Source organism: Streptomyces sp. NPDC031497, from assembly GCF_055580905.1.
The window spans coordinates 88884-115840 of sequence record NZ_JBVIKO010000016.1; the positions used below are offsets into that span (position 1 = coordinate 88884).

Genomic DNA, 26957 nt, shown 5'->3' on the forward strand with positions numbered 1-26957 from the left:
AAAAGGTGCGAGAAGAGGGGCGGGGGGGGAGGTCAGACCAGGGACCCGTAGAGGCCGGGGCGGCGGTCCTTCAGATACGGGTTCGCCTCGCGGGAGGCGGCGAGGAGGGCGGGGTCGACGTCGGCGAGGACGAGTTCCTCACCACGGCCGGCCCGGGCGCGGGCGACCCCGTCGGGTCCGGCCAGCGCGGACAGCCCGAAGAACTCGAACTCGCCTTCCTGGCCGATGCGGTTGGCGTACGCCACGTACATCTGGTTCTCCCAGGCCCGCACCGGGACGAGGGACTCGGCGACGAGCTCGAACGGGTGCATGTTCGCCGTCGGGACGAGCAGCAGGTCGGTGCCGGCCAGGGCGTGGGCGCGGACGAGCTCCGGGAACTCCACGTCGTAGCAGATCATGATCCCGACGGTGAGACCGTTCAGCTCCGCCTGGACGACCGGCTGGTCGCCCGGGGTGAAGTGGTCCCGCTCGAAGCCGCCGAAGAGGTGGGACTTGCGGTAGTTCGCGAGCCGGGTGCCGTCGGCGGAGATCAGCTGGGCGGAGTTGTGGACGGCGTCACCGGCGCGTTCCGGGTAGCCGTAGGTGATCGCCAGGCCGTGCCGGTGGGCCAGCTCTGCGATCGCGTCCGCGCAGTCGCCGTCGGCGGGCTCGGCGAGGCGGGCGATGTCGTCGCCGATCGCGTAACCGGTCAGGAACATCTCCGGTGCGACGAGCAGCGCGGCGCCCGCGGCGGCGGCCCGGCCGGCGGCCTCGTCGAGCACCTTGAGGTTCTCGATGGTCGAGCCGGGGCGGCCGGAGCTCTGGAGCAGGGCGGTGCGCATACGGGTCCTCACCGGGTACGGAAGGGGTCTGGGGCCGGGGGTCTGGGGCCCTTTAGACGGTAAGTCGGCGGGCCGGGCCGGACAAGGAGGAGCCGTTGCGCGTGGCCGAACGGTTCGTTGCGTGATACAGGTGTCCGGCGGCGATTCGTTGCGCCGGAGACCTCCCTACAGCTCCCTCAGCCGCTCGACGATCTCCTTCAGCAGCGCGGGGTCGGCGCCCGGGCCGGCCGGTTCCACGCCGCGCGGCCGGTCGATGCGGACCAGGCCGGCCTCGGCGAGGTCACCGAGCAGGACGCGTACGACGGTGAGCGGCAGGTCGGCGTCGGCGGCGAGCTCGACGACCGGGCGGGCGCCGCGCCGCACCAGGGCGAGCAGGGTGGCGCGGGCATGGTCGAGATCCGGCTCGGCCGGGTCCGCGTCCACCGCCGTGACCTGGGACATGAGGTCGACGGTGTGCCGTCCGGACGGCTCGGTACGACCCCGGGTCACGGTGTAGGGGCGGACCAGCGAGCCGGTCTCGTCCTCGTACCAGTGCTCGTCGCTCACGGCAGGGTCAGGGGGTCGAGCGGGCGGCCGCGTCCAGGTGGCGGCCGAGGCGGCGGACGAGCAGCGCCATCTCGTGGGCCAGCTGGCCGACGTCGGTGCGGACGTCGCTGAGGACGGCGAGCCGGCTGCCGTGTCCGGCCGGGGTCACGAAGAGGTAGGCGTCGTCGAGCATCACCATGGTCTGCCGCACCTCTCCGGCGCCGAACCGGTCTCCGGCCGAGCGGGCCAGGCTGTGGAAGCCGGAGCAGACGGCCGCGAGATGCTCGATGTCCCGCCGCCGCATGCCCTCGGAGTGGCTGAGCGGAAGCCCGTCCGCGGTGAGCAGCACAGCCTGGCGGACGTGGTCGGTCCGGGCGACCAGGTCGTCGAGAAGCCAGCCGAGGTCACTGCCGGGCCGGGCGTCGGGCACCGGGCCGGAAGAAGCACGGCCGGAACCGGAACCGCCGGTGGCGCCGGGTTCGACGGTGGGGCCGGGACCGGGGTCCGGGACGGAACCGGCGAGGGGGCCGGGACCGGGGTCCGGGGCGGGGCGGTTGTCACTGGTCATCGGCGGAGGGCGTCCTTTCCTCGGTAGGGGTCGGCTCGTCCGTGTCGAGGGGCAGTCCCTTGCGCCCCCGGTCCAGACCCCGCTGGAGCGCTCCGAAGACCGCCCTCATCTCCTCGGCGTCCAGATCACGTGCTTCGCTCGGCGCCGGCGCGGCGCGCAGTTCGGGGGCGAGGGAGGCCTGGCGCCTGCGGGTGGGCAGCGCGGGGACGACGGGCGCGCGGGGCACGCCGGAACCGGCCTCCGCCGTGCCGCCCGAACGGACGTCGGCTTCCGCCACGACGTCCGGCCCACTCGGCCGAGCGTCCGCCACCCTGTCCGGCCTGCTCAGCGAGACATCGGCCGCCGCCACCACATCCGTCCCGCCCGGCCCGACGTCCGCCCCCGCCGACGCACCCGACCCACCGCGCCAGACATCCGTCTCCGCCACCACGCCCGCCCCATCCGGCCAACCATCCGCCCCCGCCGACGCACCCGACCCATCCGGTCGCGGGTTCTCCGCGAGGGCCGTGGCAGTACCGCGCGCCGGTAGTGCGCCGGCCGCTGTGTCCGGTCGGTGTCCCTCGGTCGGCGTGTTCGGCGCTCGTCGCTCCCCCGGTACCTCCGCGAGCACCGCCGTCGGCAGCAGCACCACCGCGGTCGTGCCCCCGTACGGCGAGTCCCGCAGGGTCACCTCGATGCCGTGCCGGGCGGCCAGGCGGCCCACGACGTAGAGGCCGAGGCGGTCGTGGCGGGTCGGGTCGAAGGCCTCGGGGTCGGTGAGGGTGCGGTGCGCCTCGGCGAGCTGCTCGGCGTCCAGGCCGAGGCCCCGGTCGTCCATCTCCAGGGTGAAGCCCCGGCCGACCCGGCCGGTGCGCAGGGTGACCTGGGTGTGCGGCGGCGAGAACACCGTGGCGTTCTCCAGCAGCTCGGCGACCAGGTGCACGACGTCGGCGACGGCGTCCGCGGCGACCCCGACCTCGGGCATCGGCGGCACCACCACCCGGGTGTAGTCCTCGATCTCGCCGACCGCCGAGGACACCACGTCGGCGACCGGCACGGGCCGCCGCCACCGCCGCCCGGGGGTCGCGCCGGAGAGGATGATCAGGCTCTCCGCGTGCCGGCGCATCCGGGTGGTCAGATGGTCGATGCGGAACAGCTCGCCCAGGACTGCCGGGTCGTCGGTGCGCCGCTCCAGCGTGTCGACGAGTTTCAGCTGCCGGTGGACCAGGGCCTGGTTGCGGCGCGCGATGTTGAGGAGGACCGCGAACAGGCCCCGGCGCAGCGTGGCCTGTTTCACCGCCGCCTCGACGGCGGCCAGCCGCGCCCTGTTGAACGACCGGCCGACGTCCCCGATCTCGTCGTCCCCGGCCTCCCGGGCGGCCAGTGGGGGTGCCTCGGTGACCGCGTCCACGTCCTCACCGGCGCTCAACCGGTCCATCAGGGCGGGAAGCTGGTGTGCGGTGAGCAGGTCGGCCGCGTCCCGCAGGGTCTCCAGACGGCGGGAGATACGGCGCGCCCCGCGCACCGCGAACCACAGCGAGAGCCCCACCGCCGCCAGCCCGGCCGCACCGACGACGGCCGCCTTGGTCAGCTCCCGGTAGGCGAAGGCCCGGCCGCGCGCGGCGGAGTTCTCGGCGGACTCGGTGCACAGCAGCATGTACTGCTTGACGGCCCGGTCGGTGGTCGACCGCCAGGTGTCCGCACCGACGGCCGCACCGGCCCGGTCCGCGCCGGCCCGCAGCAGCGCGTCCTCGCCGCGCACCAGCGCGCGGTGCGGTTCACCGCGCTGGAACCGCTCGAACAGCGCCCGCGAGTCGGACGGCAGGTCCGGGACGTAGGTCCGCTCGAAGACGCGCCGGTCCTCGATGGTCGCGGTGAGGCTGTCGTACTGCCCGTCGGTGAGCCGCCCGGCGGCCCGTGCCCCCGCGACCAGCGCGTCCTCGCGCGAGACGAACTCCCGCACCCGCACCAGCTCGATCACCACCTGCGACTCCCGGGCCAGCTGTCCGGCCTGCAGGGCGGTGAGGGTGGACTCGACGTCGAAACCGGGCTCCACGAGGGTGCTGTAGTCGCTGACGGCGCTGTCCCAGGAGATCTTCCGGGACAGCACCCGCTCGCGCAGGCCCTCCAGCCTGCCGGTGGCGGTCACCATCGCGTCGAGGGCCTGGCGCTGCCGGTCGCTGAGGCGGCCCCGGTCACCGCCCCGGAGCGCGTCCCGCATGGCGGACACCGCCCGGTCGGTGCGCCGCTGCTGGGCGAGCAGGCCGGCGGCGTTCGCCGTGTCGAGCCGGGCGCCGAGGTAGGCCGCCGACAGCCGCCGTTCGATCTGGATCTGCCCGACAGCGGTGTCGACGGGGGTGCCGAAGTCGTCGTACACCCCTTGGAGCCGGATCAGCGCGCGTAGTTCGGCGGTGACGGAGACCATGGCGAAGCTCCACAGAGCCGTCAGTGCGACGGCCGGGGCGAGAGCGAGCGCCACGATCCGCGCGCGGACAGTGGTGGGTCGGCGAGCGAAGCGAGACGGGGGTCCCCCCGGCCGGGAGGGGGAGGGCCAGCGCATGGATTGCCTACCGGTGTTACCAGCGAGTAAGGAGCCCGGCACAACCTACGGGATGCCCCCGATGACCGCAATGGTTGCCCCCGGTAACCCCGAGTCAGGACTCCACGGCGAAGGTGCTGACGACGGCCGCGTGGTCGGAGGGCCAGTCGTTGCCCGCCACCTCGGGCCAGGGCGCCGGGGTGCCGGTGACACAGGTCCGGGAGTCGACCACGCGCAGTCCCCTGTGCAGCACGTAGTCGATCCGGTCCTGCGGCTCTGGCCGCCCGCTGCCGTCGTCCCGCACGGGGTGGATGGGCGACCAGGTGTGCCCCGGCGCGGCCACCGGATCCGGATGGGCCTCCCGGTAGGAGTCGCGGAACCCGGCCTCCTCGGCGGCCTTGGTCACCGGCCACTCGACGTCCGTCCAGTCCAGGTGGGACGGGCAGTTGAAGTCCCCCACGAGCACCACCGGCACCGGACCGTCCCCGATCCGCCGCAGCGCCTCCCGGAACTGCCCGAGCCGCACCTCCTCGTGGGCGATCAGCTCGGCCGCCCCGAGCCCGTCGAAGTGGAACTCGTAGGGCCCGTACGGCGTGTAGTGCAGATGCGCGGTCCAGATGTCGACCTCGCGTCCGGGGCGTACGGCGATCCGCACCCCGGCGGCTCCGTAGAAACCGACCTCCGGGTCGCCGAAGCGGGCGGTGATGGGGTACCGGCTGATGATCCCGAGGTTCTCGCCGGCCGTGTGGTGGTGCCAGCCGAGGGCCTCGGCGAGTTCCCGGGCCGAGGTGCCGGCGGTCTCCTGGAGTCCGACGACGTCCGCGCCGACGTCCAGGACGGCCTTGACCTGCTTGGCCCGGTGGTCGTCGATCAGGCTGCCGCCGAGCCACAGGTTCCAGGACATGACCCGGAGTTCGGGTACGGCCATGTCGCTCAGCTCTTTCGGGGTGACCCCGACGAGGGTGTCCCGGACGGTCCGGCCCGGGGCACCCCCGATCGGTGCGAGCGAGGGCACCGCGAGGACCGCACAGCCCGCGGCCTCGGCGGAGGCGACCCCGGTCTCGGTGTCCTCGACGGCGACACAGGCCGCCGGGTCGACGCCGAGGGCGCGGCAGGCGGCGAGGTACGGGTCGGGGGCGGGCTTGGTGCGGCCGGTGTCGTCGGCGGTGACGGAGGCGGCGAACCGGCCGGCGCCGAGCGCGTCGAGCACGAGGTCGGCGACCGCGCGTGGGGACGCGGTGACCAGGGCGGTGGGAACGCCGGCCGCGGCCAGCGCGTCCAGCAGGTCGAGGGCGCCGGGGCGGGGCACGATGCCGGTGCGGACGCGGTCCGCGAACTCCCGGTGCAGCTCGGCCGCGAGATCGGCGCCGGACCTGCCGGTGCTGCCGGCCAGCCACTCGGCGGTGTACTCGACCGGCCGGCCCAGCACATCGGGCTCGTCGGCCTCGCCGAGCGTCCGCCCGGCAACGCGTTCCACCGCCTCCCACCACAGTCGCTCGGTGTCGACGAGCGTTCCGTCCATGTCGAACAGGACGGCCTGGAGAGGGAGTCGGGGGTGGGGGGTCACGTTGTTGTCATTCCTTACGTATGGGCTTCTGGGCTTCTGGATACTTCCGGGCTTCTGGAAGCGTTACTTCTGGGTACGGTCCGCCACGAGCACCGGCCGCTCGGGCAGCGACACGCTCACCGCGGCTCCCGCGCCCAGACCGGCCGCCTCGTGGGCGGGCAGATCGGCCTTGGCCTCGGTGCCGTCGGCGAGCCGTACGCTGACCCGGACGACCGCGCCCAGGAAGGCGGTGGCGACGACGGTGGCCGTACCGGTGCCGTCCGCGCGCACCTGGACCGCCTCGGGCCGTACGAGCACGTCGACCTCGCTCGCGTCCGGCGCCTGTCCGTCGACCGGCAGCCGCTGGCCGAGCACCTCGACCCGGCCGTCCTTGACCGTGCCCGGGATCCGGCTCATCGTGCCGACGAACTCGGCGACGAAGGCGGTGGCCGGACGGCCGTACAGCTCGGCGGGCTCGGCGCACTGTTCGAGCCGCCCGGCGCGCATCACGGCGACCCGGTCGGCGACGGACAGCGCCTCCTCCTGATCGTGCGTCACGAACAGCGTGGTGATGCCGAGTTCCTGCTGGAGCCGGCGGATCTCCTCACGGAGCGTCAGCCGGACCTTGGCGTCGAGGGCCGACAGCGGCTCGTCGAGGAGGAGCACCCGGGGCCGCAGGGCGAGGGCACGGGCGAGCGCGATGCGCTGCTGCTGGCCGCCGGAGAGCTGGTGCGGGAATCGTTCCCCCTTGTCACCGAGCCCGACCAGGTCCAGCAACTCGGCGGCCCGCGAACGCCGTTCACTCGTGCGCACCTTGCGCATGCGCAGTCCGAACGCCACGTTGTCGACGGCGTTCAGATGCGGGAAAAGGCTGTACGACTGGAAGACCATCCCGGCGTCCCGGCGGTGTGCCGGGACCGAGGTGACGTCCTCGCCGTCCACCAGCACCGCACCGGAGTCGGGGTGTTCGAACCCGGCGAGCATGCGCAGCGCGGTGGTCTTGCCGCAGCCGGACGGGCCGAGCAGGGCGAGGAACTCGCCGGGGCGGACGGTCAGGTCGAGTCCGTCGAGGGCGACGGTGGCGCCGAACTCCCGTCGCAGCGACCGGAATTCGACGGTGGCGGCGGTGGTGGCCTTCTCAGGCGTGCTGACACTCATGGTTCATCCCCGGGAGGAAGCGGTACGGTCACGGCCGCCGGCACCGGCGAGCGCGAGGAGCAGGGCCCAGGTCACCAGGAGACTGAGCACGGACACGGCAACGGACATCTGGGCCTGCGAGCCGCCGACGTTGTAGATCCACACGGCGAAGGGCTGGAAGCCGAGCAGCCGGGCGACGGTGAACTCACCGAGCACCAGCGCCAGGGTGAGGAAGGCCGCGTTCAGCAGCGCCCCGCGCAGATTGGGCAGCACGGCCCGGACAAGGGCCTGCGGCCACGAAGCCCCACAACTGCGGGCGGCCTCGACGAGGGTGCGCACGTCGATCGCGCGCAGTCCGGCGTCCAGCGCGCGGTACACGAAGGGCAGCGCCATCACGACGTACGCGAGGACCAGGACGACCGGGAAGTCCGGGTTCTGGATGGCCACGAACGTCTGGAACAGCGGGGTCCGGGAGAGGTGGTCCGGCCCCCACTTGAGCACGCTCGCGATGCCGGCGACGAAGGCGATCGGCGGCACCACCAGCGGCAGCGAGCAGACGATCTCGACCACGGGCCGCAGCTTCGGCGCGCTCAGCCGCAGGGCGACCACGGCGGGCACCATCAGCAGCAGCACGACGACGATGGTGGCGACCGCCAGCTCCAGCGAGAGCATCAGGCTGGAGGCGAAGCCGTCGGCGGACAGGATCTGGGAGTAGGCGTCGAAGGTGACGCCCTGGCCGGGCACGTCGACCGTGAAGACGACGGAGGCGCCCAGCGGGACCAGGAAGTACAGCGCGGCCAGACCGAGGACGGCCCAGCGCCAGGGGGTCAGGCGTCGAGCCATCGGGCACTCCGTCGTTGCAGGGGCAGGTACACGGCCATCACCACGCCCGCCACCAGCACCATGTCCAGGCTCAGGGCGAGGGCCACGTTCTCCTGGCCGACCAGGACGTTGCCGGAGATGGCGTCGGCGATCTGCAGGGTGACCAGCGGGACCGCGCTGCCGACCATCGCGGCGGCGGTGGCGTAGGCGGCGAAGGCGCTGCCGAAGAGCAGCACGAGTCCGCCGAGCAGCGAGGGCGCGAGCACCGGCAGGGCCACGAACCGCCAGTACTGCACGCCGGTCGCGCCGTTGTTGAGCGCGGCCTCCCGCCACTGCGCCCGCAGTCCGTCCAGGGCCGGGGTGATGGTGAGGACCATCAGCGGGATCAGGAAGTAGAGGTAGACGAGGACCAGTCCCCAGAAGCTGTACAGGTTCCAGCCGTGGTCCGCGAGCCCGAGGTGCACGGTCAGCACACCGGCGTTGCCCAGGGTCGCCACGAACGCGAAGGCCAGCGGCACACCACCGAAGTTGGCGAGCACACCGGAGGCGGTGAGCACGGCCTCGCGCAGCGCCCGGGAACGCGAGCTGACCACGGCCTGCGCGAGCGGCAGTCCGAGGGCGGCGGCGATGAGGGCGGAGAGCGCGGACAGCTTGACGCTGCCGACGAGAGCGGTGAGGTACGGCCCCTGGAGGGAGTCCGTGAGGTTCTTCCCGGTGTACGAGGACACCCCGCTGGCCGGGTCCTTGACCGTGAAGGCACCGTTCAGCATGGCCACGGCCGGCAGCCCGAAGGCGACGGCCGTGAAGACGAGCAGCGGGACGACGGCCAGCCAGCCGGGGGCGCGGCGCCGCCGCTTCTGGGAAGCGGCGGACGCCACGTCGGCCCGCGTGAGCGTGGCCGTCATCCGGAGACGGCCTTCGACCAGCCCGTCGCGAGGACCGTCTTGGCCTTGTCCTGCTGGGCCTCGGTCGGGAAGGACGGCGTGCCGGTGACCGCGGGCAGCTTGGCGGCGGCGGTCTTGTCCAGCGTGCCGGCCTTGTCCAGGGAGCTCATCAGGACCGGGCGGGCGTAGCCCTTGAGCCACAGGTTCTGGCCCTCGGTGCTGTACAGGTACTCCTGCCACAGGCGGGCGGCCGCCGGGTGCGGGGCGTCCTTGTTGATGGCCTGCGAGTAGTACTGGGCGTACTGGCCGTCGGTCGGGATGGTGACCTTCCAGTCCACACCCTTGGACTTGAACTCGTCGGCGTACCCGGCGTTCAGGTAGTCCCAGTCGATCGAGATGGGCGTCTCGCCCTTCTCGACGGTGGCCGGGGTGGACTCGACGGGCGTGTAGTTGCCGTTCTTCTTCAGCTTGGCGAAGAAGTCGAGGCCGGGCTGGATGTCGTCGAAGGAGCCCTTGTTGGCGAGCGCGGCCGCGTACACGCCACCGAAGGCGGAGCCGGACTTGGTCGGGTTGCCGTTGAGGGCGACCTGGCCCTTGTACTGCGGCTTGAGCAGGTCGGCGAAGGTGGTCGGGCAGGTCTTGACGCGCTTGGCGTCGCAGCCGATGGAGATGTAGCCGCCGTAGTCGTTGTACCAGCGGGCCTGCGGGTCCTTCTGGCCGGTGGGGATGTCGGTGTACGAGGTCACCTTGTACGGCGCGAGCAGTCCCTGCTGGGCCGCGCTGAGCGCGAAGGAGGAGCCGAGGTCGAGGACGTCCGGGGCCCGGTCCTGGCCCTTGCGCGAGGTCACGGCGGTGATCTCGTCCTGGCTGGAGCCGTCGGGGCTCTCGTCCTCGATCTTGATGCCGTACTTCTTCTGGAAGCCGTCGATGATGGCACCGTAGTTGGCCCAGTCGCGGGGCACGGCGATGATGTGCAGCGTGCCCTCCTTCTTCGCCGCGGCGACCAGCTTGTCCATGCCGCCGAGGTCGGCGGCGGAGGTGGCGGTGGCGGCGTTCTTGCCGTCGGAGGTGGTGGACGACGCGTTGTCGGGGGCGGCGCCGCAGGCGCTCAGGGCGAGCGCGGCGACGACGGCGAGGGAGCCGCCAAGGACGGCGGTTCTCGGCAGGGACACGGTCACGGTCTCTCCAGGGAGTACGCACGAGGGTGGGTGGCGCTGTGGCTGGCGCCGAACGAACTTGTCTGAACAAGTTGACCCCAGTACGCCCGGCGCGAGTGACCGGTTCATGAACAGCGCAGAAACACCGGCCCCCGTTTCCCTGCACATTAACGGCCGGTACGAATCACCCAAGAACGTCGATTAGGCTGGTCACGCTGTGCACAGCGGTCTACTCAGAGGGGAAGCATGACGGCGCGACACGAGGAGATCGCCGACGAGTTGCGGCGCGCCATCGACCGTGAGGAGTACACCGTCGGCAGCCGGCTGCCCGCGGAGACGGAGCTGGCGGCGCAGTACGGCGTGTCCCGCGGCACCGTCCGCCAGGCCGTCGCCGCGCTCACCTCCGAGGGGCTGATCGGCTCCCGCCAGGGCGCCCGCCGGGTGGTGCTGGCCAGCCGGCGCAGCCAGAGCTTCGCGGAGCTGCGCAGTTTCGCCCAGTGGGCGAGGTCGATGGGCCGCGAGGCGACCGGACACGTGGTGTCCCAGGAGCACCGCCCCGCCACCCAGGAGGACGCCGTCCGCCTCCAACTCTCCGTGGGGACACCGGTGTTGCACGTACTCCGGGTACGCGGCCTGGACGGCGAACCGGTGTTGCTGGAGCGCACGGTGTACGCGGACTGGATCTCCCCGGCGGTGGCCGCGATAGAGCCGGAGTGCCCGTCGGTGACTCAACGCCTGTACGAGGACACGGGGTTGGTCTTCGCGTACGGCGAGCACGTCATCGACGCGGTCGCCTGCGGGGCGCGGGACGCCGAACTGCTGGGGGTGCGCCGGTCGAGCCCGCTGCTGCGGGTGCGGCGCGTGACGACGACACGGGAAGGACGCCCGGTGGAGTGGTCGGACGACCGGTACCGGTCGGACGCGGTGAGCTTCAGCGTGCACAACTCCATCGACAGCAACGCGCTGGCGCGGATGACCGCGGAATAGGGGGCGGGGGGTGCGGTGGTGTTGCCGGGTGCGGGTGCGTGGGGGTTGCTCGCGCAGTTCCCCGCGCCCCTGAAAGCAGCTCAGCTGGTCCCACCTCGAAGGAGCGCGGGGAACTGCGCGATCAGCCACGGCCCACCCGCACCCGGCGACACCACCGCACCCCCCGAGCTCAGTCCCGCACTCACCCCGGCGCCCCTGAGGAGAACCTCCTCAGCAACGGCGACAGCACCAGCACCGACTTCGTGCGCTCCACGAACGGCTCCCCCGCGATCCGCTCCAGCACCCTCTCGAAGTGCCGCATGTCCGACGCGAAGACCTGCACGACCGCGTCGGCCTCACCGGTGACCGTGGACGCGGCCACCACCTCCTGGTACCGCTCCAGCCCCCGCTGGATCGTCTCCGGGGAGGTGTTGCGCCGGCAGTAGATCTCGACGAACCCCTCCGTCTCCCAGCCGAGGGCCGCCGGATCGACCCGCACGGTGAAACCCGTGATCGCTCCGGTGGCGCGCAGTCGGTCCACCCGCCGTTTGACGGCGGGCGCGGACAGGCCGACCAGCTGCCCGATGTCCGCGTAGGAGCGGCGGGCGTCCTCGGCGAGGGCGTGCACGATGCGTTCGTCGAGATCGTTCAGCAAGGGGTCGTTCAGCTTTCAGGTGTTGCAAGACGGGACCGGCGATAGCCGTACAGGAAGTAGAACACGAGCCCGACCGCCAGCCAGGCACCGAAGACCACCCAGGTGACGGCCGAGAGGCTGCCCATCATCCAGACGCAGAATCCGAAGCCCAGCGCGGGCAGCAACGGGGACAGCGGCACACGGAAGGTGCGTGGCATCGCGGGACGCGTCCGGCGCAGCACCACGACCGCGATGTTCACCAGACCGAAGGCGAACAGCGTGCCGATGCTGGTGGCGTCGGCCAGCTGCCCCAGCGGGATCGCGGCGGCGAGGACCCCGCAGAAGACGGAGACGATCACGGTGTTGGCCCGGGGCGCGCCGGTCTTCGGGTGGACCTTGGCGAACACCTTGGGCACCAGGCCGTCCCGGGACATCGCGAAGAGGATGCGGGTCTGGCCGTAGAGCACGGTCAGGACGACGCTGGCGATGGCGACGACCGCGCAGGCGGCCAGCAGGGTGCCCCAGAAGCTCTGGCCGGTCACGTCCCGCATGATCTGGGCGAGGGCGGCCTCGGAGTCGTCGAACTGCCGCCAGGGCTTCGCACCGACGGCGACGGCCGCGACGAGGACGTACAGCGCCGTCACGATGACCAGCGACAGCATGATGGCCCGGGGCAGGTCGCGCTGCGCGTTCTTCGCCTCCTCGCCGGCGGTGGAGGCGGCGTCGAAGCCGATGTACGAGAAGAACAGCGTCGCGCCGGCCGCGCTGACACCGGCCATGCCCAGCGGCATGAAGTGCGCGTAGTTTCCGGACCTGAAGCCCATGAAGCCGATGGCGCAGAACAGCACCAGCGCGGCGATCTTCACACACACCATGATCGTGTTGGCGCGTGCCGACTCCTTGGCGCCGCCGAGCAGGAACACCATCGCGAGGAGCACGACGATCAGGGCGGGCAGGTTGAAGACACCGCCGTCGACGCCGGGCGGCGCGGACAGGGCCTTCGGGAGGGTGACGCCGACGGTCCCGGCGAGCAGTTCGTTGAGGTACTCGCCCCAGCCGACCGCGACCGCGGCGACCGAGACGCCGTACTCCAGGAGCAGGCACCAGCCGCAGACCCAGGCGATCAGCTCGCCCATCGTCGCGTAGGCGTAGGAGTACGAGGAGCCGGCGACCGGGATGGTGCCCGCCAGCTCGGCGTAGGAGAGCGCTGAGAAAAGCGCGGTCAGCCCGGCGATCACGAAGGAGAGGGTGACGGCCGGGCCGGCCTTGGGGACGGCCTCGCCGAGGACCACGAAGATGCCGGTGCCGAGGGTGGCGCCGATGCTGATCATCGTCAGCTGCCAGAGCCCGAGGGAACGCCGGAGCGTGCCTCCCTCACCCTGCCCGCCCTCGGCGACCAGCCGCTCGACGGGCTTGCGCCGCATCAGCCGGGCACCGACGGAGGGGGAGGCGTCGGTTCGTGGGGGTGCGCCTTGGTCGAGCACGCGCGGCTCCTTCGTCGCTGGGGTTGAGGGCGGCCGGAACCGGCGGCGCCCATCCCGCAGGGCCCCACCGAGCGGGGTCCCGACCACGCCACGTACAGCGCATGACCCTATGAGCCAGTCCTTCACGGACGTAATGCAGCAACCTTGCTCATGCCCGCAAGATCGTTGCGTGTGTGGAAGGAGGGTGCACATTCATTGCGTCGGTGGTGGAGCGCCCCTCAGGGGCGCGGGCTGTATCGACATGCGGCTCCGCCGCGCGGGCACGATCGCCCCCACGCACCCGCACCCGAAAACGCCGCCGCCGGCGAGGCGCCTAGCTCCAGCTGGCGTGCAGCGGCTTGCCCTCCGCGTAGCCCGCCGCGCTCTGGATCCCCACGATCGCCTTCTCGGCGAACTCCTCCAGGGACCCCGCACCGGCATAGGTGCACGACGACCGCACGCCCGCGATGATCGAGTCGATCAGGTCCTCCACGCCCGGCCGGGCCGGGTCGAGGAACATCCGGGACGTGGAGATGCCCTCCTCGAAGAGCGCCTTGCGGGCCCGGTCGTAGGCCGACTCGTCGGACGTGCGGTTGCGCACCGCACGTGCCGAGGCCATACCGAAGGACTCCTTGTACAGCCGGCCGTCGGCGGCCTGCTGGAGGTCGCCCGGCGACTCGTAGGTGCCGGCGAACCAGGAGCCGACCATCACGTTGGACGCGCCTGCGGCCAGTGCCATGGCGACGTCCCGCGGGTGCCGGACACCCCCGTCGGCCCAGACGTGCTTGCCGTACTTCTTCGCTTCCGCGGCGCACTCCAGGACAGCCGAGAACTGCGGCCGGCCGACGCCGGTCATCATGCGGGTGGTGCACATGGCGCCGGGGCCCACACCGACCTTGATGATGTCCGCGCCCGCGTCGACGAGGTCCTTGACGCCCTCGGCCGAGACGATGTTGCCGGCCGCGATCGGGACCTGCGGATCCAGGCCGCGGACCAGCTTGATCGCGCTGATCATCGACTCCTGGTGGCCGTGCGCGGTGTCGATGACGAGCGTGTCGACGCCCGCGTCGAGCAGCTGCTTGGCCTTGTCGGCGAAGTCCCCGTTGATCCCGACGGCGGCGGCGATCCGCAGCCTGCCCCGCGCGTCGGTGGCCGGGGTGTACAGGGTGGCCCGCAGGGCGCCCTTGCGGGTGAGGATGCCGGCGAGCTTGCCGTCACGGTCGACGGCCGGGGCGTAGCGGCGGTTGGCCGCGTCCAGCTTGTTGAACGCCTCGCGCGGGTCGATGTCCGCGTCGAGCAGCAGCAGGTCGCGGGACATGACCTCGGCCAGCTGGGTGAAGCGGTCGACGCCGTTGAGGTCCCGGTCGGTGACGACACCGACGGGGCGGCCGTCCTCGTCGACGACGACCCCCGCGTTGTGCGCGCGCTTGGGCAGCAGGGCCAGCGCGTCGGCGACGGTCTGGTGCGGGGCGAGCACGATCGGGGTGTCCAGCACCAGGTGGCGGCTCTTCACCCAGGTGATGACGTCGGTGACCACGTCGATCGGGATGTCCTGCGGGATCACGACGAGTCCGCCGCGCCGGGCCACCGTCTCGGCCATCCGCCGGCCCGCGATCGCGGTCATGTTCGCGACGACCAGCGGGATGGTGGTGCCCGTGCCGTCCGGCGAGTCGAGGTCCACGCCCTGACGCGAGCCGACCGCGGAGCGGCTCGGCACCATGAAGACGTCGTCGTACGTCAGGTCGTACGCGGGCTGGATGTCATTGAGGAAACGCACGTGCCGCACATCCCGGTCGATCAGAGGTGACCCCCGGACCGGCCGGCCAAGGGGAAGAGCACGTACTTCATTGTCCCATGGCGACCGGTATGCGGTGCCCGGGACGAACATCCAGGCAGGTCAGGGGCGGTTGGGAGAAACCTCCAAGGGCGGTGCGCAGAGCTTCTGGCCTCAGCCGAGGGCGAGCGCCACCGTCAGTCCCGGTTCGCCGTCCGAGGCCTGGGCGAACACGTCCTGCGCCGTCTTCCACTCGTCCGGCCGGGTCCCCGCGTAGCCCTGCCAGCCGGTGACCACGACGAGGAGTCCGCGGTCGACCGCCTCCGGCGGCCAGACCGAGGGATCGCGGAGGCTGTCGGCGAGGGCGTCCCAGTTGCGGCCGAACCAGTCGGGCAGGCCCAGGGCGGCGACGGCGCGGTCCATGAGACCGCCCTTGTCCTCGACCCCGGCGAGGTCGAGCACCACCAGATGGGGACTCGTCGTCATCTCAGCACCGCCCGGGAGGAGTTGTAGGGATCACGGTGTAGTAGATCCCACCGGTGCGCCGCGTGACAATGCGCACCGGGGTCATGCCTTCTCGGGAGCCGCGGGCAGGTCATCGAGGAAGTCCCCGGACGGCACATGGAAGAGCGTGCCGGTGACCGCCGTGGAGAAGTCGAGGATCCGGTCGTGGGCGGCGTCCTGCGTGCCGAGGAACATGTTGCGCAGCATGTGCTCGATGACGTCCGGAGTACGGGCGTACCCGATGAAGTAGGTGCCGAACTCACCCCGGCCGGGGCTGCCGAAGGGCATGTTGTCGCGCAGGATGTCCTGCTCCTCGCCGTCCGGTCCGGTGACGGTGTTCAGGTCGACGTGCGAGCCCGGCTCCTCCAGCTCGATGTTGGTGGCCTTCGTACGGCCGATGATCCGCTCCTGCGTCTCGGCCGGAAGCGCGTTCCAGGCGTCCAGGTCGTGCAGGTACTTCTGCACGACCACATAACTGCCGCCGGCGTGCGCGGGGTCCTCGGCGCCGATCAGGACGGCCCTGCGGGCGGCGGCGCCGACCGGGTTCTCGGTGCCGTCGACGAAGCCCAGCAGGTCGCGGGCGTCGAGGTACTTGAAGCCCTGCACCTCGTCCTCGACGGTGACCGCGTCCCGCAGCCGGTGCATGATCTCGGCGGCGAGCCCGAAACAGAGGTCGAAGCGGGTGGCCCGGATGTGGAAGAGGAGGTCGCCAGGGGTGGCGACGGCGGTGTGCCGGGGGCCCTCCAGCGGCCGGAAGGGGTGCAGTCCGGCCGGACGCGGGTGGTCGAACAGCCGGTCCCAGGCGTCGGAGCCGATCCCCGCGACACAGCTCAGGGCGGCCTCCGGGGCGCCGAACCCGAAACTGCGCCGCAGCGAGCTCAGATCGCCCAGCACCTCCCGTACCCGCTCCTCGTGCCCCGGGCGGACGGTGACCACCAGGAAGATCGCCGCGGTGGTCAACGAGCCCAGCACGGGCTGTGGTTCGGCTTCCCCTGTGGGCTGGGGTTCAGTGCTCACCGCGTCCTCCCGATGCGATCGGTGCTCGGCCTGTCGTACACATACGCCGTACACATGATCGGGGTCGGCGGCGCTCTGCGGGCGCAGACGCTCCAAGCGACAGCGTCGAGATCGGCTCACAGAGCGCGCTCACCGACAGCTGACCGACTCCGCCGAAGATTTTTCCGCTTCACCGGAATAGACGGACCTGCCTAGGGGGTTGGCCAGGTCATGTAGACAGACCGGTCTACCCACTCAAGCCTCTGTGAAACGACGACCTCCGGCCCCGTCCCCCCGAAGGATCTCCCGATGAACCACCTCGCACCGCACGAGCGAACCAAGCCGTCGAGCAGGCCCATACCGCCGCGCGCGGCGTTCTACGTGCTCGCCTCCATCGTCGTCTCCTTCCTCGCCGCCTCCAGCGCGCCCACTCCGCTCTACGCGTCCTACCAGGCCGAATGGGGCTTCAGCCCGATCACCACCACCGTGGTCTTCGGCATCTACGCGATCGCCGTGCTCTCCGGCCTGCTGGTCCTCGGCAAGCTGTCCGACCATGTCGGCCGCCGCCCCGTCCTGATCGCCGCGATCGCCGCCCAGGCCGTCGCGATGGTGCTGTTCTCCACCGCCGGAGGCGTCGGCGAACTGCTCGTCGCCCGGGTCGTGCAGGGCCTGTCCACCGGCGCCGCGCTCGGCGCGGTCGGCGCCGCCATGATGGACATCAACCGCTCCCGGGGCACCGTGGCGAACGCCTTCGCCCCCGGCCTGGGCACCGCGACAGGCGCCCTGGTCAGCGGTTTCGTCGTGCAGTACCTGCCCGCCCCGACCCACACGATCTATCTCGGCCTGCTCGGTGTGTTCCTGGCGCAGGCCGTCGCCATCGCCCTGATCGACGAGACCGTCACCCGTGAGCCCGGCGCCCTGGCCACCCTGGTGCCCGAGATCAGGCTCCCGCGCACGGTCCGCGGCGCCGCCCTCGCCGCGGCCCCGGTCATCTTCGCCGTGTGGGCGCTCGCCGGGTTCTACGGTTCCCTCGGCCCGGCCCTGGTCCGCACCCTGGTCGGCTCCGACTCCGCCGTCTACGGCGGCCTCGGCCTCTTCGTCCTCGCGTTCGTCGCGGCCGCCTCAGTCCTCGTGCTGCGCAACGCCCGGGCGACGACCGTGATGTACGCCGGCATCGGCGCGCTGGTCGCCGGCGTCGCCGTCACGCTGCTGGCCGTCGACCGGAGCGCACCGGTGCTGTTCTTCGTCGGTACGGCCGTCGCCGGCTTCGGCTTCGGCAGCGGCTTCCAGGGCGGCATCCGCACCGTGCTGCCGCTGACCAAGCCGCACGAGAGCTCGGGCGTGCTGTCCCTGCTGTTCGTCGTCGCCTACCTCGGTATGGGCGTCCCCTCCGTCATCGCCGGAACGCTGGTGGTGCACGGCGGCGGACTGGTCCCGACCTCCGAGGAGTACGGCGCGGTGGTCATCGCCCTGGCGCTGCTGGCCCTCGCCGCCCTGCTGCTGCGCGGCGGCCCGCAGACCGCACCCGGGGTGCTGGTGGCCTCGGGAGGCTCGCCCGCCGTCGAGGCCCGGGAAGCCGAGCGCGCCGACGTGGCGTCCCGGTGACTGAATAGACCGGTCTGATCAGCCGTAGACTGGAAGAGTCGAGAAGGTGAGTGGTGGGTGGCATGACGAAGACGTTGAGTGCCAAGGCTCCCACGGCCCGGGAGCGGCTGCTGTCGGCCGCGAACGAGTTGTTCTACGCGGAGGGCGTGCAGACGGTCGGGATCGACCGGATCATCGAGCGCGCCGGGGTCGCCAAGGCCTCGCTGTACAACACCTTCGGCGGCAAGGAACAGCTCATCCGCGCCTATCTCGGCTCCCGGCACGCCAGGATGTCCGCCCGGCTGCTGCGCGCCGTCGAGGGCACCGACGATCCGCGGGAGCGTCTGCTGGCCGTCTTCGACGCGCTGGCCACGCTCTTCGCCGAACAGGGCTACCACGGGTGCGCCTTCCTGGCGGCCAGCGCGGAGGCCAAGCAGGGCAGCGCCATCGAAGAGGTCTCCGACACCTACCGGGCCTGGCTCCGGGCCCTGTTCACCGACCTCGCCGGGGAGGCCGGCGCCCCGGATCCCGCGGGCCTCGCCCGCCAGCTCCACCTGCTGTACGACGGGGGCGGCGTGTCCGCGCGGATGGACCGCGACCCGTCGGCGGGTGCGGTCGCCCGGCAGGCGGCCGCGGTCCTGATCGACGCGGCGCTGGCCACCCGTTCCTCAGAACCCGTTTCCTGACGCTCCTGCCGACCGCGGCCAACGCCGACGCCATGGCCGTCGCGGTCGACGGGCTGAAGGCAACTGTCCCAGCTCCAGCTCATCACCAACTCCCCTACCGTGCACGGCCATCCGAGCGGCGATGCCATGGGACGTCGAGGACACCCTCGCCTGCGCCGCGCTGCACGGGATCCGCGCCTGGGCCGAGGAGGCCCCGCTGGAGGAGGGCGCCGTCGCGTACGACCGCGTGATGCGCAACGAGGCCCACTCCCGGATGGTGCTCACGACCGACGCCTGACACGGACGGGCAGGATCGCCGCGGCAGCGTTGTCATCTACGCCGCCGCGGCGTCGCCGTGATCCCCGTCAGGAACCGTCGGGGTCGGAACGGTTCAGCGTCGACTTGGGCGTCGGCCCCGCCGTCATCAGGTAGTCGGCGGCCGAGGTGTCGGTGACGAGGCTGGTGACCAGCCCCGACCTCAGCACCGCGTCGATGGCGGCCGCCTTGCGCTGCCCGCCCGCGATCGCGACGACCTCGGGGATACGGCGCAGCTGGTCGGCCTTGACCGTGATGCATCGTTCCCCCAGGTCGCGTCCGACCCGGCGGCCCTCGGCGTCGAAGAGGTGCGCGGCCATCTCGGCGGCGACGCCGAGCGTGGCGTAGTGCGCGCGCTCCTCGTCGCTGAGCATGTCGTGCACCGTCGAGATGCCGCGCTCCCAGGAGCCGATGGAGACACAGGCGACCGTGACCTTGTCGAAGTACTCGAAGGCCCGGGCGATACCGGTCTGGTTGCGCAGCGCGGCCGCCGTCGCCGCGTCCGGCAGCAGCATCGGCGCGTAGATGGGGTGCGCGTCGCCGCCCGACACCTGGGCGGCACGCCGGACGGCCTCGACCGAACCGCGCTCGGAGGTTCCGGCGTCGTACACGCCCGTCAGCTGGACCACCGTGCACGGGGGCAGCCGGTCGAGCGCCGCCGCCATGTGGATGGTGGACCGGCCCCACGCGAGACCGAGCACGTCGCCCTCGTTGACCAGCTCGCCGAGCAGGTCGGCGGCCACCTCACCGAGGTTCTCGGGGTCGGGGGTCTCCTCCGCCTCGGCCGGGGACTCGACCACGACGGCGTGCCGCAGGCCGTAGCGGGCGCGGAGCGCGTCGGAGCGCTCGGCGTCCAGTTCGGCCGGCACACGGATCTCGATGCGTACGAGATCCCTTTCGAGGGCAGTCTCCAGTACCCGGGCCACTTTGAAGCGGCTGACGCCGAACTCCTCAGCGATCTGGATCTTGGACTTGCCCTCAAGGTAGAAGCGGCGGGCCATGGCCGCCGCCTGCACCAGCTCAGCGGGTCCCATCCGCATGGCTGACCGGCCCGCCGACATACCCGACACGGTCATCTCCTCACTGCTGTTCACACTCTGGATACGCCGTTCATCCTTGCAGATCCGGCGCAGTCGATCAGCCCTGATCGGAGCCGTTCACGTTCCCGTACCTCAGTGGTCGCACGCCCAGGACGCGGCGGCCGTGGCCGCCTCGGCCTGGGTGCGTAGTGCACGTACCGCCGCTGCCGGGTCGTTTGCCCCGTACACCGCCGAACCTGCCACAAAAACGTCGGCTCCGGCGTCCGCGCACCGCTCGATCGTCGACGCCGAAACTCCGCCGTCCACCTGGAGCCACAGCTCCAGTCCGTGCTTGCTGATCAACTCCCGGGTGCGGCGGATCTTCGGCAGCATGATGTCGAGGAACGCCTGGCCTCCGAAGCCCGGCTCCACCGTCATGATGAGCAGCATGTCCAGCTCGGGGAGCAGGTCCTCGTACGGCTCGATGGGCGTCGCGGGCTTGAGCGCCATGGAGGCGCGGGCGCCCTTCGCGCGGATCTCGCGCGCGAGCCGCACCGGGGCGGCCGCCGCCTCCACGTGGAAGGTGACGGAGGAGGCACCCGCTTCGACGTACTGGGGTGCCCAGCGGTCGGGGGCCTCGATCATCAGATGGCAGTCCAGCGGGGTGTCCGTGGCCCGGGCCAGGGACTCTACGACCGGCACGCCGAGCGTGAGGTTCGGGACGAAGTGGTTGTCCATGACGTCGACGTGGAGCCAGTCGGCGCCTTCGACCGCCTTGGCCTCGTCCGCGAGGCGGGCGAAGTCGGCGGAGAGGATGCTGGGGTTGATCTGCGCGGCCATGCGTCAAGCGTGCCATGCCCTGGCGGGGAGGACCGCGTGGGGTTCGGGGTGGGGACGGTTGTTTGGACAGTGCAGGCAATTCGTGGCCGAGCGCGCAGTCCCCCGCGCCCCTGAAGGGGCGCTCCCCAGCCGGCACGGGTGGGCGCGGGCGGCGCCCCGCGAGCGCCGGTGGGTGTCCCCGCCCCTGCCCACGTCAGCCGGTTCTTCTGATCAGCGCCAGATACATCGCGTCCGTGCCGTGCAGATGGGGCCACAGCTGTACGTCCGGGCCTTCGCCCAGAGCCGGCACACCCGGCAGCAGCGGACGCGCATCCAGCAGCTCCGTCTCCGGCCGCTGCTTCAGCACGTCCTGGACCACCGCCCGCGTCTCCGCGAGATGCGGCGAGCACGTGGCGTACCCGACGACCCCGCCCACCCGCACCGAGTCGATCGCCGTCCGCAGCAGCGCACGCTGCAGCGGGGCGAAGTTGTCGAGATCCTCGGGCCGCCGGCGCCAGCGCGCCTCCGGACGCCGGCGAAGGGCGCCGAGTCCGGTGCACGGCACGTCCATCAGCACCCGGTCGAAGGTGCCGGGACGCCACGGCGGCCGCGTGCCGTCGGCGGTGATGACCTGGTACGGCCCCGGATTGCCGTGCAGTGCCTTCTCCACCAGGCCGGCCCGGTGCGGCTGCTTCTCCGAGGCGAGCAGTACGGCACCGCGCTCCGCGGCGAGCGCGGCGAGCAGCGCGGCCTTGCCGCCGGGCCCGGCGCAGCCGTCCAGCCAGGTCCGGTCCGGGCCGTCGAGCGGCACGTTGGCGAGTGCGAGGGCCACCAGCTGGCTGCCCTCGTCCTGCACCCCGGCCCGGCCCTCCCGCACGGCCTCGATGGCGCCGGGCTCCCCGCCCTCGCTGAGCCGCACCGCATACGGCGACCAGCGTCCCGGCACGGCCGCGTCCTCGTCGAGCAGTTCCTCGGCGGTGGCCCGCCCCGGCCGGGCGACCAGTGTCACCTCGGGCCGTTCGTTGTCGGCGGCCAGCAGCTCCTCGATCCCCGCGCGGCCTCCGCCCAGCGAGTCCCAGAGCGCGGAGACGACCCACCGCGGGTGCGAGTGCACGACGGCGAGATGGTCCTCGGGGTCCTGGTCGTAGGGCGGCGCGACCTTTGCGAGCCAGCCGTCCAGGTCGTTCTGCGCGACCTTGCGCAGGACGGCGTTGACGAACTTGGCCCGCCCGTCGCCCAGCACCACCCGGGCCAGCTCGACGGAGGCGGACACGGCGGCGTGCGACGGGATCCGCGTGCCGAGCAGCTGGTGCGCGCCCAGGCTCAGCACGTCCAGCACCGGCGGGTCGACCTCGCGCAGCGGCCGGTCCACGCACTGGGCGATGATCGCGTCGTACGTCCCCTGCCGGCGCAGTGTCCCGTACACCAGCTCGGTAGCCAGGGCCGCGTCCCTCCCGTCGAAGTCGCCTTTCTCCCGCGCCTTGCGCAGCAACGGCGGCAGCACGAGGTTGGCGTACGCGTCCCGCTCGTCCACGGCGCGCAGCGCCTCGAAGGCGAGGAGACGGACCGGGTCCTTCTGGGGACGGCGGTAGGGCTTGGCGGGCCGACGCGGCCCCCTGGACTGCTGGCTCACGAAAAAGGTGCTCCGGTTATGGGAATGATGCGACTCCCAGCGTACGCCGCGCGCACCGGAAAGCCGCTGTTGAGAAGGGCGGGCTCAGTCGCCGAGGGTCTCCCCGGCGCCGATGCGCACGCCACGCGCCCAGTCGGCCGCCCGCATCGGCTTCTTGCCCTGGGCCTGCACCCAGAGCAGCTCCACGGCGTACGACCCCGTCCCCACGTGCGCGCTGTTCTTCCCGACGGCGATCTGGGCCGGGGCGAGATCGGTCCGCTCGGGCACCGGGGCGACGTGGATCAGCTTGAGCCGCTCACCGCGGAAGGTGGTCCAGGCACCGGGGGCCGGAGTGCAGCCGCGCACCACCCGGTCGACCCGCAGCGCGGGCGCCGACCAGTCGACCTTGGCGTCCTCGACGGTGATCTTCGGAGCGAGGGTGATGCCCTCGGCCGGCTGCGGCACGGCCTTGAGCGTGCCGTCCTCGATGCCGTCCATGGTCGCGGCGAGCAGCCCCGACCCGGCGAACGCGAGCCGTGTCAGCAGATCACCGCTGGTGTCGGTGGGCCGGATCTCCTCGGTGACGGTCCCGTAGACGGGCCCGGAGTCGAGGCCCTCCTCGATCAGGAAGGTGGACGCGCCCGTGATCTCGTCGCCCGCCATGATGGAGTGCTGGACGGGCGCCGCGCCACGCCACGCGGGGAGCAGCGAGAAGTGCAGATTGACCCACCCGTGGGCCGGCACGTCGAGGGCGACCCGCGGCAGCAGCGCACCGTAGGCGACCACCGGGCAGCAGTCCGGCGCGATGGCCTTCAGCCGCTCCAGAAACTCCGGATCGCGCGGCTTCTGCGGCCTCAGCACCTCGATCCCGGCCGCCATCGCCCGCTCGGCCACAGGCGAAGCGATCAGCCTGCGGCCCCGCCCGGCCGGCGCGTCGGGCCGCGTGACCACGGCGGCCACCTCATGCCGCCCGGAGGCGATGAGAGCGTCCAGAGCGGGAACGGCGACTTCGGGGGTACCGGCGAAGACAAGCTTCATGGGCGACTGAGGGCCTCTCGGACACGACGAACACGGGCAACGCACAAGTCTATGCCGCAACCCAAATCCACCACCCACAATCCACAGCCCACAACCCCGCACACCCCGGACCACGAACCACCAAGCGCGAAACGCGGACTGCTGACTGCTGACTGCTGACTGCTGAGCACTGACTGCGGACTACGGACTACGGACTACGGACTGCGGACCGCCATCCCCGAACCCCGAGCCCCGAACCGCGACCTTCGTCCCCCTCCCCCGACCCGCAGTCCACGAACCGCGCCGCCCGACTCCCGGCCCCCAGTCCTCGAACCGCGACCCCGACCGCGATCCCCGACCCCCGGCCCCCGACCCGCAGTTCACGACCCCCGACCCCGAATCCACGAACCCGGCCCCCCGACCCGCGATCCACGAACCGCAATCCGCAATCCGCCGACGGCGAACGCCCCCCACTGGTCGCTCAGCCTCTCTGCCAACCGAACGGGCGGTGCGCGGGTGGGAAAACCCGGCGTACGCATATGCCCACACGCCCCCACACCGTGACCAGCAGCGCGCCCACGCGTTGGTCAAGAGAGAGTTGACCACAACGGGCCGCATACGCGGCCCATTCCTTTCAACGCCGGTTCGAGAGGCTTGTTCATGGCCGACCACGCCACCCACGACGCCCAGGCCCGGGCCAGCCTGCACTTGTTGGTGCGGGACATCGAGCGGGTCCGCCGCCAGGTGGACGCACTGCGCACCCTCACCGCCCAGTTGGGCAACGTCTACCGCCCGCGCCGCTCCGGCCCGTCCACGGGCTTCGTCGTCTACGGACGCGCCCCCGCCCCGACGGTCCGCCTCGCCCAGGAACTCCGGGACAGTGTCGAAACCCTGGTCACGGCCGCCGTGGACTTCGACCGCTCACTCGGCTTCTCGTGGGACGCGGTGGGCTCGGCCCTCGGGGTCACCAAGCAGGCGGTGCACCGCCGTTACGGCGCCCGCCGCGCCACGGCCCAGCCGGCACCGGCCGCCGAGACCGAACGGCCGACCGAGTCGGCCGGCACCCGCACGCTCAACATGGGCGTCGGCCTGCCCACGGTGCCCACGGTCCCGGCCGCCCGCTCCATGCCGACCCAGCCGACCGCGGGCAGCCCCACCCTCCGCGACGAGGCGAGGCCCACGGCCTTCCCCGGCCCGCGCAACGGCTGACTTCAAGGGGCTGACCCGCCCGCCCTCTGCCCTCCCGGCAAACACCCGGGAGGGCAGCCGTCTACCCAGCCACCTCTCCCTCTCTTCCCCCTCCGCGGCATCCCCCGTCTCCCCCGTCCGTCTCCCCCGCATCCGTCGCATCCCCCGCTAGCCGATGTCCGGCGGATCGATCCGCACCCGTACGGCCTCCCCACTCCCCCGTGCCATCCGCGCGGCCTGAGCCGTCTTCAACGCGGCCGCCAGCGCGGCACCGCTCCCCGGCGGCACCCGTACCAGCGCCCGCTCCCAGTGTTCCCCGGGCGGCGGCGCCCCCGTCCGCCGAGGCGCCCCGGCGCGCACCACGGGCACCGGAACCGGCCCCAACACCTCCGCATCCGGCGGAAGTTCGACCGTGGCGAGGAACTCCGCGAGCGCCTCCGCCGGCCCCGACACCGCCGCCATCCGCGACACCGGCGGAAACCCCAGCTCGGCCCGCTCGGCGAGTTCCCGCACCGCGTGCCCGACGGGGTCCCAGCGCACCAGCGCCTGCACGGGCCGCAGCGTAGGCTCCGCGACGACGACCACGGTGCCGCCCTCCTCCTGCGGCCGCACCAGCGCCCCGGCCGCGATCCACCGGCGCAGCGCATCCTCACCCGCGCGCAGGTCGGGCCGCCCGAGCATCGCCCAGCCGTCCAGCAGCAGCGCCGCCGCATAGCCGCCCTCGGCGACCGGCTCGGCGCCGGGCGTGCTCACGACCAGCGCGGGCGCCCCCGGGACGGTGTCCAGCACCTGCTCGCGTCCCGAGGTCCGTACGGGCACGGCGGGAAACGCCCGCCCCAGCTCCTCGGCGGTCCGCCGGGCCCCGACCACCTGGGCGCGCAGCCGGAAGCCGCCGCACTCGGGGCAGTGCCAGTCCCTCTGCTCACGCCCGCACCACCCGCACCCCAACGCCCCGGCGTCCCGCGCCTCCAACGGGCCGGCGCAGTGCCTGCAGCGCGCCGGCGCCCGGCACCGGTCGCAGGCCATCCGCGGCACATACCCCCGCCGGGGCACCTGCACCAGCACCGGCCCGTGCCGCAGACCGTCCCGTACCGCCTGCCAGGCGAGCGTCGGCAACCGCGCGGCCCGCGCGGCCTCGTCCCGCGCGAGGTCCCCGTCCCCGACCGTCCGCACCAGCGGTGCGGACCGCCGCACCTGCTCCCTCCCCGCCACCAGGGGCCGCGCCCAGCCGTTCTCCACGAGCTGTGCGGCCTCCACCGTGCAGCTCCAACTCCCCAGCAGAAAGCCGCACTTGTCCAGCGCGGCACGCAGCAGCAGGACATCCCGGGCATGCGGCTGCGGGGCGTGCTGCTCGCTGTGGCTGTCGTCGCCGTCGTCCCAGATCGCGACGAGCCCGAGGTCCCGTACCGGCGCGAACATGGCAGCCCGGGTCCCCACCACCGCCCGCACCGAGCCGCGGCTGACGGCCAGCCACTGCGCGTACCGCTTCTCGGGCCCGGCGTCGGCCGTGAGCAGCGCATGCCGCACTTCGCCCAGCACACCGGTCAGCGCGGCATCGACCCGCGCGGCGGCACGCCCGTCGGGTACGACGACGAGCGCGCCGCGTCCCGAGGCGAGCGTGGCGGCGGCGGCCCGGGCGATCTCCTCGCTCCACTCGGGCCCCGGCAGGGCGTTCCACACGGCACGCGGCGCGGCGCCGGAGGCCAGCGACTCGATGAAGGCCGCCCCGTGCTCATACCGCGTCCAGGATCCGGCGTCGGGCACCGGCGGGGGCGGCAACGGCTCGGGCGAGGTCCGCTTCTCGGCCCGCGCGCTGCGCGGTGGCACGGCCAGCTGCAGCACGTCCGCGAGGCTCCCCGCATACCGGTCGGCGACGGCCCGCGCGAGCCGCAGCAGTTCCTCGCTCAGCACCGGCTCGGGAGACACCACCTGGGCCAGCGCGGCCAGCGGCCCCGCGTACTCGGACTCGGCGAGCCGCTCCACGAGGAACCCGTCGATGAGCCCCCCGCCCTCCCGGCGCCCGTCCCGCACCCGGTGCCGGCCGGCTCCGAACCGCACCCGCACCCGCACCCCCGGCTGTGCGTCGGCGTCCAACTCGGCCGGGACGGCGTAGTCGAAGTACCGGTCGAGATGCAGCACGCCCTTGTCCACGAGCACCCGGGCGACCGGCAGCCGCTCGGCCAGCTCGGCCCCCCGCCAGGTCCGCGGCTTGGCCCGGGGCACCTTGGCCCCCCGCACGCTCTCCCGAATGAGCGCGAGCTGCTCCGGCGGCGCCCCTCCGGCGCCCTCGCCCCCCTGCCCGTTCTCGCTGCTCACCCTTGCATTCTTACCAAACGCCACTGACAACCGGCGCCGCCCGAGATCACTCCGGCCGCGGAACGCCGTACGGCGGTCTTCTGCCTTGGGCCACTCGGCCATACCGA

At 72.5% G+C, this 26957-nt stretch carries 24 protein-coding genes; 5 read left to right on the forward strand and 19 right to left on the reverse strand.

The window, feature by feature from the left end; all coding sequences use genetic code 11:
* Nucleotides 1-32 precede the first annotated feature (32 nt).
* The 9 genes from ACZ5K7_RS29340 to ACZ5K7_RS29380 form a co-directional block, all read right to left on the reverse strand.
* Nucleotides 33-821: a carbon-nitrogen hydrolase family protein gene (locus ACZ5K7_RS29340; RefSeq protein ID WP_468917896.1), complete on the reverse strand. Its 789-nt coding sequence runs from the start codon at nt 819-821 to the stop codon at nt 33-35.
* A gap of 165 nt (nt 822-986) precedes the next feature.
* Entirely contained in the window at nt 987-1367 is a 381-nt protein-coding gene (locus tag ACZ5K7_RS29345; protein WP_468917898.1) for a DUF742 domain-containing protein, read from the reverse strand.
* Between the two features lie 7 nt (nt 1368-1374).
* Nucleotides 1375-1776, reverse strand: coding sequence for a roadblock/LC7 domain-containing protein (locus ACZ5K7_RS29350; protein WP_351707368.1), 402 nt, complete (start codon nt 1774-1776; stop codon nt 1375-1377).
* Between the two features lie 127 nt (nt 1777-1903).
* The gene (locus tag ACZ5K7_RS29355) at nt 1904-4372 is read right to left on the reverse strand and encodes a sensor histidine kinase (protein ID WP_468917900.1); all 2469 of its coding nucleotides are present in this window, start codon (nt 4370-4372) and stop codon (nt 1904-1906) included.
* Nucleotides 4373-4547: 175 nt separating this feature from the next.
* A complete protein-coding gene (locus ACZ5K7_RS29360; RefSeq protein WP_468917903.1) occupies nt 4548-5999 on the reverse strand; it encodes an HAD-IA family hydrolase in 1452 nt (483 codons plus the stop codon).
* A 63-nt stretch (nt 6000-6062) separates the two neighbouring features.
* Nucleotides 6063-7136, reverse strand: a complete 1074-nt coding sequence (locus ACZ5K7_RS29365) for an ABC transporter ATP-binding protein (RefSeq protein WP_351707073.1) — start codon at nt 7134-7136, stop codon at nt 6063-6065.
* Between the two features lie 3 nt (nt 7137-7139).
* Nucleotides 7140-7958 carry an ABC transporter permease gene (locus ACZ5K7_RS29370; protein ID WP_468917907.1) on the reverse strand — a complete coding sequence of 273 codons (819 nt, stop codon included), beginning with the start codon at nt 7956-7958 and terminating at the stop codon, nt 7140-7142.
* Nucleotides 7943-8842 (reverse strand): ABC transporter permease, encoded by a 900-nt coding sequence (locus tag ACZ5K7_RS29375; RefSeq protein WP_351707079.1) that lies wholly within the window; start codon nt 8840-8842, stop codon nt 7943-7945. Before ACZ5K7_RS29375 ends, ACZ5K7_RS29370 begins: the two co-directional genes overlap by 16 nt.
* The gene (locus tag ACZ5K7_RS29380) at nt 8839-9999 is read right to left on the reverse strand and encodes an ABC transporter substrate-binding protein (protein WP_351707081.1); all 1161 of its coding nucleotides are present in this window, start codon (nt 9997-9999) and stop codon (nt 8839-8841) included. The genes ACZ5K7_RS29375 and ACZ5K7_RS29380 overlap by 4 nt, the downstream gene beginning before the upstream one ends.
* A 225-nt stretch (nt 10000-10224) precedes the next feature.
* Between ACZ5K7_RS29380 and ACZ5K7_RS29385 the strand changes: the two genes are divergently transcribed.
* Complete coding sequence (locus ACZ5K7_RS29385; protein ID WP_468917911.1) at nt 10225-10965, forward strand: GntR family transcriptional regulator; 741 nt, start codon at nt 10225-10227, stop codon at nt 10963-10965.
* Nucleotides 10966-11146: 181 nt separating this feature from the next.
* Here the strand turns inward: ACZ5K7_RS29385 and ACZ5K7_RS29390 are convergent, their stop codons facing one another.
* The 5 genes from ACZ5K7_RS29390 to ACZ5K7_RS29410 form a co-directional block, all read right to left on the reverse strand.
* A complete protein-coding gene (locus ACZ5K7_RS29390) occupies nt 11147-11599 on the reverse strand; it encodes an Lrp/AsnC family transcriptional regulator (protein ID WP_046726552.1) in 453 nt (150 codons plus the stop codon).
* Nucleotides 11600-11607: 8 nt separating this feature from the next.
* Complete coding sequence (locus ACZ5K7_RS29395) at nt 11608-13062, reverse strand: amino acid permease (RefSeq protein ID WP_351707087.1); 1455 nt, start codon at nt 13060-13062, stop codon at nt 11608-11610.
* A gap of 313 nt (nt 13063-13375) precedes the next feature.
* On the reverse strand, nt 13376-14818 hold the full coding sequence (locus ACZ5K7_RS29400) for a GuaB1 family IMP dehydrogenase-related protein (protein WP_351707090.1): 1443 nt from the start codon (nt 14816-14818) through the stop codon (nt 13376-13378).
* 171 nt (nt 14819-14989) lie between these two features.
* Nucleotides 14990-15301 (reverse strand): barstar family protein, encoded by a 312-nt coding sequence (locus ACZ5K7_RS29405; protein ID WP_468917916.1) that lies wholly within the window; start codon nt 15299-15301, stop codon nt 14990-14992.
* 81 nt (nt 15302-15382) lie between these two features.
* Nucleotides 15383-16336 (reverse strand): Dyp-type peroxidase, encoded by a 954-nt coding sequence (locus ACZ5K7_RS29410; RefSeq protein ID WP_468917919.1) that lies wholly within the window; start codon nt 16334-16336, stop codon nt 15383-15385.
* Between the two features lie 288 nt (nt 16337-16624).
* On the opposite strand from ACZ5K7_RS29410, the gene ACZ5K7_RS29415 reads away from it, so the two are divergent.
* The 3 genes from ACZ5K7_RS29415 (at nt 16625) to ACZ5K7_RS29425 (ending at nt 18862) form a co-directional block, all read left to right on the forward strand.
* A complete protein-coding gene (locus ACZ5K7_RS29415) occupies nt 16625-17920 on the forward strand; it encodes an MFS transporter (protein WP_450972890.1) in 1296 nt (431 codons plus the stop codon).
* A gap of 62 nt (nt 17921-17982) precedes the next feature.
* Nucleotides 17983-18585: a TetR/AcrR family transcriptional regulator gene (locus tag ACZ5K7_RS29420; protein WP_351707102.1), complete on the forward strand. Its 603-nt coding sequence runs from the start codon at nt 17983-17985 to the stop codon at nt 18583-18585.
* A gap of 121 nt (nt 18586-18706) precedes the next feature.
* A complete protein-coding gene (locus tag ACZ5K7_RS29425) occupies nt 18707-18862 on the forward strand; it encodes a hypothetical protein (protein ID WP_468917924.1) in 156 nt (51 codons plus the stop codon).
* A gap of 67 nt (nt 18863-18929) precedes the next feature.
* Here the strand turns inward: ACZ5K7_RS29425 and ACZ5K7_RS29430 are convergent, their stop codons facing one another.
* The 4 genes from ACZ5K7_RS29430 to fmt all read right to left on the reverse strand — a co-directional run bounded on the left by ACZ5K7_RS29430 (nt 18930) and on the right by fmt (nt 23367).
* Nucleotides 18930-19973 carry a sugar-binding transcriptional regulator gene (locus ACZ5K7_RS29430; RefSeq protein ID WP_351707108.1) on the reverse strand — a complete coding sequence of 348 codons (1044 nt, stop codon included), beginning with the start codon at nt 19971-19973 and terminating at the stop codon, nt 18930-18932.
* 78 nt (nt 19974-20051) lie between these two features.
* Complete coding sequence (gene rpe / locus ACZ5K7_RS29435) at nt 20052-20738, reverse strand: ribulose-phosphate 3-epimerase (RefSeq protein ID WP_351735601.1); 687 nt, start codon at nt 20736-20738, stop codon at nt 20052-20054.
* Between the two features lie 193 nt (nt 20739-20931).
* Entirely contained in the window at nt 20932-22350 is a 1419-nt protein-coding gene (locus ACZ5K7_RS29440; RefSeq protein WP_468917927.1) for an RsmB/NOP family class I SAM-dependent RNA methyltransferase, read from the reverse strand.
* An 84-nt stretch (nt 22351-22434) separates the two neighbouring features.
* Nucleotides 22435-23367: a methionyl-tRNA formyltransferase gene (gene fmt / locus ACZ5K7_RS29445; RefSeq protein WP_468917929.1), complete on the reverse strand. Its 933-nt coding sequence runs from the start codon at nt 23365-23367 to the stop codon at nt 22435-22437.
* A 639-nt stretch (nt 23368-24006) separates the two neighbouring features.
* On the opposite strand from fmt, the gene ACZ5K7_RS29450 reads away from it, so the two are divergent.
* On the forward strand, nt 24007-24555 hold the full coding sequence (locus ACZ5K7_RS29450; protein ID WP_351707120.1) for a hypothetical protein: 549 nt from the start codon (nt 24007-24009) through the stop codon (nt 24553-24555).
* 147 nt (nt 24556-24702) lie between these two features.
* On the opposite strand, the gene ACZ5K7_RS29455 is transcribed toward ACZ5K7_RS29450, so the two are convergent.
* Nucleotides 24703-26850 carry a primosomal protein N' gene (locus ACZ5K7_RS29455; RefSeq protein ID WP_468917932.1) on the reverse strand — a complete coding sequence of 716 codons (2148 nt, stop codon included), beginning with the start codon at nt 26848-26850 and terminating at the stop codon, nt 24703-24705.
* Between the last annotated feature and the right edge of the window lie 107 nt (nt 26851-26957).